This window comes from Moorena sp. SIO2C4, from assembly GCF_010672485.1.
GTDB classification, from domain to species: domain Bacteria; phylum Cyanobacteriota; class Cyanobacteriia; order Cyanobacteriales; family Coleofasciculaceae; genus Moorena; species Moorena producens.
In genome coordinates this window covers 1-11,478 of the sequence record NZ_JAAHGN010000109.1, presented here as the reverse complement: position 1 = coordinate 11,478, position 11,478 = coordinate 1, and the positions used below count along the sequence as shown (strand labels likewise).

14 protein-coding genes are annotated in these 11,478 nt (G+C 43.3%); 5 read left to right on the top strand and 9 right to left on the bottom strand.

The window, feature by feature from the left end; genetic code table 11:
• Positions 1–52: 52 nt before the first annotated feature.
• Positions 53–238, top strand: a complete 186-nt coding sequence (locus tag F6K20_RS08685) for a hypothetical protein (protein WP_287294430.1) — start codon at positions 53–55, stop codon at positions 236–238.
• A 44-nt stretch (positions 239–282) separates the two neighbouring features.
• Here F6K20_RS08685 and F6K20_RS08680 read toward each other — a convergent pair whose 3' ends face one another.
• Entirely contained in the window at positions 283–435 is a 153-nt protein-coding gene (locus F6K20_RS08680; protein ID WP_287250171.1) for a hypothetical protein, read from the bottom strand.
• Positions 436–511: 76 nt separating this feature from the next.
• Between F6K20_RS08680 and F6K20_RS08675 the strand changes: the two genes are divergently transcribed.
• On the top strand, positions 512–1,294 hold the full coding sequence (locus F6K20_RS08675) for an SDR family NAD(P)-dependent oxidoreductase (protein WP_287250173.1): 783 nt from the start codon (positions 512–514) through the stop codon (positions 1,292–1,294).
• A 416-nt stretch (positions 1,295–1,710) separates the two neighbouring features.
• A complete protein-coding gene (locus F6K20_RS08670) occupies positions 1,711–1,974 on the top strand; it encodes a hypothetical protein (RefSeq protein ID WP_008190074.1) in 264 nt (87 codons plus the stop codon).
• A 171-nt stretch (positions 1,975–2,145) separates the two neighbouring features.
• On the opposite strand, the gene F6K20_RS08665 is transcribed toward F6K20_RS08670, so the two are convergent.
• Entirely contained in the window at positions 2,146–2,376 is a 231-nt protein-coding gene (locus F6K20_RS08665) for a hypothetical protein (protein WP_131826869.1), read from the bottom strand.
• A gap of 83 nt (positions 2,377–2,459) precedes the next feature.
• Between F6K20_RS08665 and F6K20_RS08660 the strand changes: the two genes are divergently transcribed.
• Positions 2,460–2,804 carry a hypothetical protein gene (locus tag F6K20_RS08660; RefSeq protein ID WP_287263247.1) on the top strand — a complete coding sequence of 115 codons (345 nt, stop codon included), beginning with the start codon at positions 2,460–2,462 and terminating at the stop codon, positions 2,802–2,804.
• A gap of 235 nt (positions 2,805–3,039) precedes the next feature.
• Here F6K20_RS08660 and F6K20_RS08655 read toward each other — a convergent pair whose 3' ends face one another.
• Entirely contained in the window at positions 3,040–4,860 is a 1,821-nt protein-coding gene (locus tag F6K20_RS08655) for an ABC transporter ATP-binding protein (RefSeq protein WP_008190079.1), read from the bottom strand.
• Between the two features lie 125 nt (positions 4,861–4,985).
• Positions 4,986–6,206, bottom strand: a complete 1,221-nt coding sequence (locus tag F6K20_RS08650; RefSeq protein WP_287294429.1) for an aldo/keto reductase — start codon at positions 6,204–6,206, stop codon at positions 4,986–4,988.
• 320 nt (positions 6,207–6,526) lie between these two features.
• Here F6K20_RS08650 and F6K20_RS08645 point away from each other — a divergent pair, with 320 nt between their 5' ends.
• On the top strand, positions 6,527–7,129 hold the full coding sequence (locus tag F6K20_RS08645; protein WP_287294428.1) for a hypothetical protein: 603 nt from the start codon (positions 6,527–6,529) through the stop codon (positions 7,127–7,129).
• A 127-nt stretch (positions 7,130–7,256) separates the two neighbouring features.
• On the opposite strand, the gene F6K20_RS08640 is transcribed toward F6K20_RS08645, so the two are convergent.
• From F6K20_RS08640 to truB, 5 genes are all read right to left on the bottom strand, one after another.
• Entirely contained in the window at positions 7,257–7,622 is a 366-nt protein-coding gene (locus F6K20_RS08640; RefSeq protein WP_287294426.1) for a hypothetical protein, read from the bottom strand.
• Positions 7,623–8,118: 496 nt separating this feature from the next.
• A complete protein-coding gene (locus tag F6K20_RS08635) occupies positions 8,119–8,631 on the bottom strand; it encodes a DUF1499 domain-containing protein (RefSeq protein ID WP_008190088.1) in 513 nt (170 codons plus the stop codon).
• Between the two features lie 88 nt (positions 8,632–8,719).
• A complete protein-coding gene (locus F6K20_RS08630) occupies positions 8,720–8,908 on the bottom strand; it encodes a hypothetical protein (protein WP_131826870.1) in 189 nt (62 codons plus the stop codon).
• A gap of 187 nt (positions 8,909–9,095) precedes the next feature.
• A complete protein-coding gene (gene dcm / locus F6K20_RS08625) occupies positions 9,096–10,337 on the bottom strand; it encodes a DNA (cytosine-5-)-methyltransferase (protein ID WP_287294424.1) in 1,242 nt (413 codons plus the stop codon).
• A gap of 181 nt (positions 10,338–10,518) precedes the next feature.
• Positions 10,519–11,409, bottom strand: coding sequence for a tRNA pseudouridine(55) synthase TruB (gene truB, locus F6K20_RS08620; RefSeq protein WP_044495314.1), 891 nt, complete (start codon positions 11,407–11,409; stop codon positions 10,519–10,521).
• Between the last annotated feature and the right edge of the window lie 69 nt (positions 11,410–11,478).

The following is an 11,478-nucleotide window of genomic DNA, read 5'->3' as shown; positions in this document are numbered from 1 at the left end:
CAGTCAGTCCAACAGCCACTTACTAAAAATATAACAAAAGTAAAAAATAATTATGAAGTTCAACTATGTGTACACCACTGGTATACTTCCACAATTAAACAACAAGACTATGTTCCTCCTCAATGGGCTGTTACAAGGAGCGCAATTATTAGCCCGGGTAGCGGAAGATAGTAGTGCTGCTTTTGATCAGATTACTGGTGCATGTCTGGAAGAGAAGCTATCAGCGGTCAGCAATTAGCTTAAGCGCTACTTGAGGTGCTATCAGCTATCAGCGGTCAGCTATCAGCTATCAGCTAATGGGCTATGGGTCACAGCGTCGAAGCCTATTCCACGGTACTTACTGTTGAATAAAATAAGCTGACGGCTGAAGGCTGAAGGCTGAAGGCTGACCGCTGAAGGCTGACCGCTGACCGCTGACCGCTGACAGCTAATCAAGGAATAATTTTTTTTATTCCAATATCTACCTTCTAGTAGGTAACTAAAATAAAATCAATCAATTAAGGAGATAATCATGACACAAGCATTTGCGGGACAAAAAATCATTGTTGTTGGTGGCACCAGTGGTATGGGTAAAGCGGTTGCTCAATTAATTCTTCAGCAGGGTGGTGCTGCGGTTTTAATTGGCTCACGTCAGCCTAAACTGGAAGAAGCAGTAACGGAACTTAGTCACTATGGAACGGTAGTTGGTGAGTTAGCTAATATCTCTGATCCAGAGATGAGAAATGCTTTAATTGATCGTTTAAATGTCAATCATAGTGATGCCACATTACTAGTCAATGCAGCAGGAGTGTTTCTCCCTAAACCGTTCATTGAGTATGAAGAAAAGGATTATGACCTCTATTTGGATATTAATAAAGGAACCTTTTTCATCACTCAGGGGATTGTCAAAAATATGATTAAGAATGGCAAGGCTGGTGCGATCGTTAATATTGGCTCGATGTGGGCGAAACAAGCGATAGAAGCTACTCCGTCTTCTGCCTATTCTATGGCTAAAGCTGGTTTACATTCCCTAACCCAACATTTAGCAATGGAACTAGCCAACTATAATATTCGAGTTAATGCGGTATCTCCGGCAGTAGTAGAAACTCCCATTTACCAAGGTTTCATCCCCAAAGAACAAGTCCATTCTGCCCTAGAAGGATTCAATAGTTTCCATCCCATTGGCAGAGTAGGAAAACCTACAGATATTGCTGAAGCTGTGGTTTATCTACTTTCTGAGAAAGCCAGTTGGGTGACTGGCGCGGTCTGGGATGTAGATGGTGGTGTGATGGCTGGACGCAATCAGTATAACTAGGCTTAATAAGGGTGCATCTCATATTTATAAAAAAAGGGGAGATGGGGAGATAAGGAGATAAGGAGATAAGGAGATCAGGAGATAGGGAGATCAGGAGATAGGGAGATCAGGAGATAGGGAGATGGGCAGATTTTTATTAAGGGTATAATTGATAATTAATCTAGGTAAAAGTAAAGTAAAAAAAGCGATAGCGTAGCGGCTATTTCAGAGGCTATCTTAATATTTATTACCTCTTAAAAAAGTTTTTACCTCTCCCCACACTCTTCTTATTTATTTCCTATAACCATACTTCAAAATTTCCTCACAATATTATAATATTATGACACTTTTATACCTATTTTATTAAAAACAAATATAAAACCTCTTGACAAAAATAATTATAATAATTATGATTATAATATGCAAACGAATTCAAGTTGTTAATCAGGTTTACAGACTTTGTTCCGAATCCTGACAATAATCCAGAGTATCTAATTCCGGGGAATACTTCTCAGATTTTTTTCGGGAAGAAAGAACCGGTTGAGCACAGGCTTAAGGGCTCCCGTAAGGCAGTAATGAATACTATCTATTCCCTGTATACCCAGGGCTACGCACAACTTTATGAGTGGACTCCTCTTGAGCCGAGTGGCATTCCTGGAGAAGTGATTAGTACTTTGACCAGGTACCTAATTCTGGATTAAGATTTTAAGCAGCTGGGGGGTTTTCCCCCTAGCTATAAGACCAGGTCTAATCAAGTAGGATAAGGATTGGACTGGTCATGGAACAAAGTCACATAACATAAGTAGTGAAATCGACTTACTGTGGATTTCCGCCAGCCGTGGAAATAATTTCTACGGCTATTTTTTTTATGGTTAGCAGAAGGTTAGCAGGTTGAAGGTTAGCAGGTTGAAGGTTAGAAGGTTTAAGGTTAGGAGTTTGTTCGCGAAGCGTGGCCTTTTGGCCAAGGTTAGGATGTTGAAGGTTAGAAGGTTGAAGGTTAAAAGGTTGAAGGTTAGCAGGTTTAAGGTTAGGATGTTGTTCGCGAAGCGTGGCCTTTTGGCCAAGGTTAGCAGGTTGTTCGCGAAGCGTGGCCTTTTGGCCAAGGTTTACTGTTGAAGGTGATCAGAATCTACATTCCGCACTTCAAAATCTAGTATCAAAGAAATCTAAAAAAGACTCCCAACTAATGACTAACCACAATCCTAAATTACTGGAAAGCAAAATAGCAGAAGTCAAGCGGCTCCTTAAAGAGAGGATTCAACTACACGTAAACGATCCCAGAGTCACCGATTACGGGGAAAAATTAACCGAGGTAATTGGTTCGGATCTTATAACGGCTAAGGCTATACTCAATGCCTGTGACCAAGAGGAGCTGTTCTGGGTCAGTGAAGTCTTCGAGGATATCTCTGCCAAGCTTCAATCCCGCTCCTTTGTACTATTCTTGATGGAACTGGATGAGAAATACCCAGACATACATATGGAAGGAGAAATCAAGTACGCCAAATTAGTCATTGGTTGGAAAGACTCTTAACATGCATAAAGTGCGCCTTAGCCTGTAGGTTTGGTTGAGGTACCAAACCCAACATTTGCACTAGCTTTGTTGGGTTTAATTAATTACAAAGCGTCAGTAGTCAGGGGCGAAATTTGAAGAAGGTGGGTTACGGTGCGGATAAAAACTGATTGGTAATTCCTCAAAATCATGGCCGCACCTAACCCACCCTACGAACTTAATAAAAATCTCCCCATCTCCCCATCTCCCCACACTCCTATTTCTTCACTCCAGACTGCACCCGCCACAGCATGGCATAAATTCCCTGTTGCTCTAACAACTTTTCATGTCGTCCTTGCTCTACTAATTTGCCTTGGTCGATTACATAAATACAATCAGCATTGCGGACTGTGGACAACCGATGAGCGATCGCAATGGTTGTGCGATTTTGGGTAATCTTTTCTAGGGAGCGCTGAATGGCGGCTTCGGTTTCATTATCAACGGCGGAGGTGGCTTCATCTAGAATCAAGATTGGGGGGTCTTTCAATAGTGCTCGTGCGATCGCAATTCGTTGCTGTTGTCCTCCAGATAGTTTCTGACCCCGCTCTCCCACAATGGTGTCATAGCCTTGGGGCAGCTCCATGATAAATTCATGGGCTTCTGCGGTCTTAGCGGCAGCAACTATTTCCTCGGTGGTGGCATCAAAGGTGCCATAGGTGATATTCTCTTCTACTGTGCCGTGGAATAAAAATACATCCTGGCTAACTAGACCAATGGCATGGCGTAAGTCTTTGAGCTTGAGCTGTCTGATGTCAATTCCATCAAGGGTTATCGAACCTGCTTGGATTTCGTATAGTCTTAATAACAGTTTCACTAAGGTACTTTTACCAGACCCTGTGGAACCTACTATCGCGATAGTCTCAGTGGCTGGAATGTGGAGGGAGAGATTTTCTACCACAGGGGGGCGATCACGGTAGGCAAATGTAACATTATTTAATACCAATTCCCCCTTAACCTCGGACCTAGGCAATGGTGTATCGCCAGAGTGCATGGCAATTGGGGTATCCAGCAGATTCATTACCCTAGTGGTGGATGCCATGGCTCGTTGATACTGATCGAGGGTGTTACCCAGTCGAGTTAATGGCCACAGCAAGCGCTGAGTCATGAACACTAAGACACTGTAGGTGCCTACAGCTAGTTCCCCGGCTGCTGCGGACTTACCACCGTAGAGCAGAATTCCGGTAAACCCAAATAGGATTAACATCCGAATCAAAGGGACAAAGGCAGCAGAAAATGCGATCGCTTTCTGGTTAGTGTACTGATACCCTAGACTTTGTCTCTCAATCCGCTTAGTTTCATACTCTTCCGCTGTAAAGCTTTTAATGGTAGTAATCCCAGTTAGATTATTCGCTAACTGTCCATTGAGTAACCCTACCTTTTCCCGCACTGCTGCATAACGAGGAGCAAGCAGACGTTGAAAGGTAATCGAACCCCAGAGGATAAAGGGGATAGGGATCACAGTTATCCATGCCACATTGGGAGCCAGGATAAAGAAGCCCGCACTGACAATAATAATGGTTGTGGATATCTGGAGAATTTCGTTGGCACCAATATCCAGAAAGCGTTCTAGTTGGTTGATATCATCACTCAGGATAGACATCAATCCCCCTGTACTACTATCTTCAAAATACGCTAGTTCCAAGGATTGCAGATGAGAGTAAGCATCTAGGCGCAATTCGTGTTGAATGGTTTGAGCCAGATTCCGCCACAATCGTTCGTAAGCATATTGAAAGGCAGATTCCAATCCCCAAACAATAAAGCTCAGGAATGCCAGCAATACCAGTTGGCTAAAGATATCCGTTACTCCTAGATGGGCAATCAAGGAATCTTGTTGTTTGACCACCACATCCACTGCCATCCCGATCAAGACCGGAGGGGCTAGGTCAAAGATTTTGTTGAGGATTGAGCATGCGATCGCTTTCCAGATTAGGGAACGATGGGGCTGAGCGTAACCAATCAGCCGCTGGAGGGGAGAGTTAGAATGCTTACGCTGATTTGGTTTTGACGTTAACCTTGAATTGAAAACGGTAATTAACACGACTTGGCAAGAATTAGAGTATTTTAGCAAAAGTGAGATACACCCTGCTAGAATACCCTAGTCAATTATCCAGGAGAGAAGTGTTTACTATATAACTCAGGTTTTGGGATACCACTTCATTCCCTCTAGCTCCATACTTGCTTTGTGCGGGACTTGCCGCCCCCCAAGTCGCGAGACAACTTTTGAACCGGTTCACCTGCCAAGCGTTGATGGGCATCGTCTAAAAGAGCAGGAATTTTATCCGCGTGAGGGCTATGGCGCAAACAGTCGCTTAAATCAATTTCCTTGATATTTTCAGCCCTAGTACCGGGATGCCAGAAATCGGCATAGCCAAGGAGGTTGTACCGCATTTTTGCATATTCAACCAGGTCATAGGCGATCGCCAGATTTCTTAACCACAGAATCATCGGTATATTAATCCCTTTGGGAGTTTTATGATGAGGAGGCAAACCAATATGCCAGGTACGCCACCACTCTTCTCCCAAACGAGCGATCGCCGCCTTCTCCAAACGCTCCACAATGGGTGGTAAAATTTCCTCTGCCCGATCTAACAAATCCAATACCTGAACATGTGCGTCAAAATCCGACGGCCGTGCAGCCCCCAAACTCAGCGTCTTGACCTGATGATGCCTCAGACAAAACAGATCGTTAAACATCATAGGATGAAGGGGATGGCACAATTCTACCAAACGCTTGGGTGGAGTATGCAACATTCCCCCTTTATCCGAGGGGCTAATAATAAATACCCCCATGTCATGACGATCGGCAGCTTCGATGGCTGGCCAGTTGAATTGATTGATGTAGTACCAGTGCAGGTTAACGTAGTCAAAGCGATCGGTTTCAATGGTTTTAACAATTAGCTCGGTTGGAGCATGAGTTGCAAAGCCGATATATCGAGCCTTTCCTTGTTTTTGTAGCTCCCGCGCCCGATCTAGGCACCCTCCGGGACACAAGCTATCTTTGAAGGCTTGGGGATCATTGATTCCATGTAGGGTCAGCAGGTCAAGATAGTCTACCTGCAAAAGAGATAAAGATTTTTCAACTTGACGCTGAAATTCGTGGGAATCTGAAATGGGGGTAATTTTCGTTTGAATTAGCACTTGGTCTCTAGGTAACTTAGAAAGCGCCCATCCCAACTGCATTTCAGAGGTTCCATAGGTACGACTTGTTTCAAAATGATTAATTCCCACTTCGAGGGAACGACGAACAATAGCTTCTAAATTTATCTGATTTTTTTCGGGAATTTCTGAGGGAGAAAGCTCATCCCAGGTGCAGTGAAACCGCATGCCGCCGCAGGAAAAAACGGGCATTCGCAACTCAGTTCGCCCAAATCTTCGATATTTCATCACTCGCTACTCAATTTCAATTCTTATAATTAAAAGATTTGGCATCCTTACCAGTATAGTTCATAACGATATCAGCCTAAGAAAAAATTGCTCATAATATGCATTGGACTAGATATCGGTTGATCGTGGATCGAAACCCCTATAATCTCGTAGGACTTTAGAAGCAACAGAGTTAATTTGTTAATAGTTTTTAGGTCTTTGTATCAATCAGCCTAGGCTGATTGATGCTTGGGCTTACCCGTGAGGGATATACTTTATTTTTTAATCAACAGACTCTAACTATAATATCCCTAGACTATAATTCATCAACAAACTAACCTTTGAATACTCCTAGCCACGCCATTATTAACCTTGCTGTTTTGAATCACCAGGCTCAAGTTCAGGCAGCTTTACCCATTACAATTGGTGCTATCTTACCCGATGCACCAATTTTTATCCTTTATATCTGGGCAAAATTAATTCGTCGTCAACCAGAGTCCCAGATTTGGTCACAAACCTACGAATTACCCTTTTGGCAAAACCTTGTTGCTACCTTTCATTCCCTGCCCCTAGCGCTGTGTGGAGTGATGATCAGCCATTACTGGGGATGGCAACTTTGGGAAATTCTTTGTTGGAGTATGATACTGCACTCCTTATTAGATTTACCAGTTCACAACGATGATGCTCACCGGCACTTTTTTCCTGTTAGTAACTATCGTTTTATTAGTCCTTTCTCTTACTGGGACCCCAAGCATCATGGTTATACCGTATCCACAGTGGAAAAATTGTTGGTGTTAGTAGCAACAATTTTTACTTTCTCTATAATTCACTCTTGGATAGGTAAAAGCTTACTAATTGTTGTGAATGTGTTGTACCTGATAGCATTTTTATATTTAGTTAAGTCCAAAGTCGTAGAATTGCTATATCCATCAATTAGTAGTTAATCTACCCAAAAAATATATCCCACATTCCTCACGAAGTGAAGAATGTGGGTTCAGATTCAAACGGTAAGCAATAGCCTACCCTAGGTAATCAAAATTCCACTAATGCCTAGTGCCTAGGGCCTAGTACTTAGTAACAACTCATGTACAACTTGCCAGTATTCTTGTCGATTACAATACTTTGGAAATCTGCACCAGCCGGAGCAGTAGAAGCATCAGGAAGTTCAGTGATCTGAATGGTAATTGGATTCTTTGAAGTAGAGTAGATTTTTATAGGGCGATTCTTAGTATCGATATTATTGATATTGCCGTATGCTCCTACAATCATGTAACTTGTAGCATTTTCAGTTGTACCAAAGTTAACACGTGGTCCTCCACCTGTAGCTCCAGAGTTAGAGAATTGTGCCTGATATCCAGCATTGGCTGGGGATGCAGCACCAAGCAAGGTAAAGCATACCAACAATAACGAAACCACAAGAGATGCAATTTTTTTCATGATTATTTTATCCATTTTTTTGAATGGGGTACCTAACAGTAATTATTACCAATTCGGCTTCGCCAAAAAATATATTTTGGGATATATCCAGAAATAGTTTTGGGAGTATTTCGATGCCAACACTGGTTATATAATTAACCGCCAAAACCAAACTATCAAAGCCTAGAGAGTATGTCAAGCTACAGCGGTTTGCAATTAAATTAAGTAGTTCTGGTTTTTTAGGGAGTTTATGTAGGGTGGGCAGTGCTATAAATAGATAACATAAGCAAGTCAATCCCGTTGCTAGGCACTGCCCACCAACGGGTTTATATTTATTGAAGATGTAGGGTGGGCAGTGCTAGAAACAGATAACATAAGCAAGTCAATCCCGTTGCTAGGCACTGCCCACCAACGGGTTTATATTTATTGAAGATGTAGGGTGGGCAGTGCTAGAAACAGATAACATAAGCAAGTCAATCCCGTTGCTAGGCACTGCCCACCAACGGGATTAATTCACTCAGCTCAATTCCGCTCGGATTGTTTCCACCCGTTTCCGATTAACTCCCAAATCTGATTTTCCTAAACGGGAGGCGGAGCGAACATGGATTACCTTAGCACTGTCATCCAACAAAAATTCTACATCATCCACAAACCCCATTAAAGGAGTAGTGAATTGTGCGTAAAGATAGTTGTCTGTTTCTTCAATAATTTGTGTTCGTTCTAGGTTTTGGATCACAGTTTTTAGCTTAGCTATTGCTTCGGTAGGGGTTGAGTTGTAAGCTAAAGGTTCAATACCATGCTCGGCATCTTGGCTATAGCTGCTGACACAGTTAGGGCTATTTGGGCAAGGTGCTAATTGCCCTGAGGACTGAATCCCAATATTGGTGGGTTGTTTTCCTGGAAATTTCATCAACGATTCTCCTGAAAGGGCAAAGGTAGATCCTATGGCAACAATAGCGACTAATACTAACGATATTAATACTACTAGTATTAGTCTCAAGGGTGATAGTTTTTGGCTTTGTACAGTCATAAAGCGTTTGTATCTGGGTTATCAACACAATTGCTGAAAAAGGCAATATAAGCATTCAGCAGTCAGCCGTCAGCCGTGAGCTAAAAGCTCACGCTACGCGAACAGCTTTGTGGCACAGGCTTCTAGTTTGTGGCACAGGCTTCAACGCTGTGACATAACTCAGATTAAACTTTTGCTGACCTGTTTTATTCAAAAGCTGATAGCTGATAGCTGATAGCTGAATGCTTACTAGGCAATATCGGAAAGAGGTCTGGAGTTTGATTGGACAATAAAACAAGACCTCCTAGGTTTACATCTCAAATACAAACACTATATTAGTAATATCATGTCTGGTTGACTAATAGCGATCTTAAATGAATTGTGATAATTTTTAATCTGAAGTTCCCTGCTCCCTGCTCCCTGCTCCCTGCTCCCTTTGCTGTATTATCAAAAAAATTGGGGTTAGTAAGGGCAAAAGCCAAAGTTCAACACTTCTCCATCGTTTCTGGGTCGAATTCCCCTTGCAACATCGCAATCAGACATCGTCCAATGTGGTAAGCCAAATTAACAGGGACCGCATTACCTATTTGCCTGTACCTCGATGATAGAGAACCGGTAAATTCCCAATCATCGGGGAAGCTCTGAATACGTGCATATTCCCTAACTGTCAACGGTCGTGTTTCTTCAGGATGACACCGCTCGGTCTGTTTTTGAGCTGGGTTACAGGTTAGAGTAAGGGAAGGTTCTTGCCAAGAAAGCCGCCTAGCCATACCGGTTTTGCCGCCACCGAGATAGAAACTCTTTTTCATATACTCTTTTTGAAGCTCTATTGGTAAGTTCCGCCAATAACCTCCTGGTGGTATTAACTCCATAATTTCTTTCTTGCGGGTAGGGTATTTTGCTCCTATTGATTTAGGGCAATCTTTGAGCACCTCCCTCAGGGAAATAGTGTAGTCCTTTTCCTGAGGAAATATTGCGTTTAGGTCTAAGTCTTTTCTGACCGCAATGATAATTACCCTCTCCCGCTTTTGGGCAACATCTAGAAACTGCGCTCTGAGCAACTTATAGGTAGGGTTGTAACCTAAATCCTCTAAGGTTCGCAGCATGGTGGATAAGGTTCTGCCTTGGTCATGTTGGATCAGACCTCTAACGTTTTCAAGCACTGCTATTTTTGGCTGTACTTCCTTGACGCATCGTGCAAACTCAAAAAAGAGCGTCCCTCTAGTATCGTCAAAACCTTTACCTAGACCGGCATAGCTGAAAGCTTGGCAGGGCACCCCACCAGCCACAATATCTACATTGTCTTTGTAATTGGTAAAATCAACGTTGGCTATATCCTCAGGTATGATTTCCCAGGAAGGTCTATTCAGCTTCAGAGTGTTTACGCAGTCTTTATCAATCTCCACCAGCAGCTTGGTGGTTAAGCCAGCATTCTCAAAACCCAGTGCCATGCCTCCACACCCAGCAAATAACTCGATTACTCTGAAGCTAGTGGGTTTGCTCTTTAGAACACGAAACTCAACCCCAGTAGCTAGCCCTTGATACTTTCTTTGAATTCGTTTTAACTCTTCAATATCAAAAAAGCGGTAGTTTCGTTCAGACCGCTTTGCCCTCAGCAGCTTTTTCTTTTCCCACCTACGTATGGTATCGGAGGAGACACCCAAGATTTCAGCAGCTTCCTGAACCGTAACTAGGTCTTGAACAGTGCCAGATTTAGTGTTTGCCATACCCAATACGCTCTAATATAACCGTTGCATAATGCAATGGTTACAAAAAACGGGATACAGATCAACTAAATTCCTGAATTACTTTATCCGCCCCCCGCTCCTTTGGTTACGACCTAAACCTAGAACAGCTAATGATATAGCTAGTTACTATGTAAGTCCTGTTCGATTCAATCAACTACCATCAAACAAAAACCATTTGAGGAGCCAGCAATACCCCAGAGGTTGAGGATATCACCTTACCAATACCCAAAAAACTGCCATCTTCGTGATACACTTGCAAAGGAATTGTGGGAGTTTCAAGAGTATCATCCCCAGAGATACGCTGTCCCAAACACCAGCGACGGGCTTGATCAGCGGACAAGGTTACAGAGGGTAAGTGCCCCAAACCTACACTAGGGGACACTGGCTGGAATAGGCTTTGTTCCAGCTGTTCGGTCAATTCTTCTAATGTCAGACTATCGGCTAAATCAAAGCCACTGCTGCGAGTACGAGTCAGAGCGGCTAGCACACCACCGGTTTCAAGGGCATCTCCTAAATCCCGGGCTATGGAGCGAATATAGGTGCCAGGACCACATGCGATCGCTAAATCAATTTCCGGAAATTCCCCCCCACGCCAATCTAAAACCTCGATCTTCTCAACCTCTACAGTTCGTTCTGGTACCTCTACCACTTCACCAGCTCTGGCTAAATCATACAGCCGTTTACCCTTGATCTGAATAGCGCTATACATTGGTGGCACTTGCTGAATCTTGCCCTCAAACTGTTTCAACAAACCCTTGACCAACTCCAGAGTCAACTGGGCTGCAGACTGAGTAGCAATCACCTCTCCTTCCAAATCATCAGTAGTTGTCCTCACTCCCAGTCTCACCGTAGCCTTGTAGGCTTTATCCTGCTGCATATACTGCAAAAGTCGGGTTGCCTTTCCCAGAGCTATCGGTAAAACCCCGGTAGCAGCTGGGTCAAGGGTCCCGCCATGGCCTACTCGCTTCAGCCGTAGCAGACGCCGCACTTTAGCAACGCAATCGTGGGATGTCCAACCTGCTGGTTTGTTTAAGTTTAGAAATCCTTGCACAATACTCAGATTTTGCACCAAGTTTAAAATTTATCTGTAAAGGTAGGGAATCGGGAATCGGGAATCGGA

What these genes read in the sequence shown, in the direction of transcription:
- F6K20_RS08640 (WP_287294426.1), bottom strand. Translation starts at nt 7,622, where the DNA reads ATGAAAAAAATTGCATCTCTTGTGGTTTCGTTATTGTTGGTATGCTTT.
- F6K20_RS08660 (WP_287263247.1), top strand. Translation starts at nt 2,460, where the DNA reads ATGACTAACCACAATCCTAAATTACTGGAAAGCAAAATAGCAGAAGTC.
- dcm (WP_287294424.1), bottom strand. Translation starts at nt 10,337, where the DNA reads ATGGCAAACACTAAATCTGGCACTGTTCAAGACCTAGTTACGGTTCAG.
- F6K20_RS08685 (WP_287294430.1), top strand. Translation starts at nt 53, where the DNA reads ATGAAGTTCAACTATGTGTACACCACTGGTATACTTCCACAATTAAAC.
- F6K20_RS08635 (WP_008190088.1), bottom strand. Translation starts at nt 8,631, where the DNA reads ATGACTGTACAAAGCCAAAAACTATCACCCTTGAGACTAATACTAGTA.
- F6K20_RS08650 (WP_287294429.1), bottom strand. Translation starts at nt 6,206, where the DNA reads ATGAAATATCGAAGATTTGGGCGAACTGAGTTGCGAATGCCCGTTTTT.
- F6K20_RS08675 (WP_287250173.1), top strand. Translation starts at nt 512, where the DNA reads ATGACACAAGCATTTGCGGGACAAAAAATCATTGTTGTTGGTGGCACC.